The organism is Colwellia ponticola, assembly GCF_005885605.1.
Lineage (GTDB): Bacteria > Pseudomonadota > Gammaproteobacteria > Enterobacterales > Alteromonadaceae > Colwellia > Colwellia ponticola.
In genome coordinates, this window is record NZ_SZVP01000076.1 from 1 (window position 1) to 476 (window position 476).

Annotated in this window: 1 protein-coding gene; it reads right to left on the reverse strand. The window is 55.5% G+C overall.

Annotation, left to right across the window (positions count from 1 at the left end; translation table 11 throughout):
• Nucleotides 1-349: ParA family protein (locus FCS21_RS15910; protein WP_222927986.1), on the reverse strand; the 349-nt coding region annotated here is incomplete at its 3' end.
• Nucleotides 350-476 lie beyond the last annotated feature (127 nt).

The following is a 476-nucleotide window of genomic DNA, read 5'->3' on the forward strand; positions in this document are numbered from 1 at the left end:
GCAATGCCGGCGCGGGTGCGACTGTTCGTAGACTTCTTGCTGGAGCATCACCGGATGTAAGCGGTGGCGTCAGCTGATTGAACGGATCATTGGAATGGATCAGTGAGAGATTAGGAATGCAGGTGTGCGAAATGACCTGGTCGGCCCGGGTCTCGTTGTTCGCGATCAGTTGATAGGTTCCACCGGGCGCCTCGTGCGATAGCGCATAGAACGACGACAGCGACGGCTGATTATCCAGATCGATGAGCAGGGTACGGATCCCTGCATCGGCGCAGAACGCGCCCAGATTGACGCCAACCGCAGTTTTACCCGGCCCGCCTTTGGTTGAAACGACCGCAGTGACTTTCATGATATTGACCTCGGAATCGTAGGATTTGAGGTGCATTCATGCGGGTCACGCTGTGCGCTTTGATCACCCCGGAAAAATCCAAGGCAAAAAAAGCCTGCATCGCTGCAGGCTTTCCTTATCTGGCTCA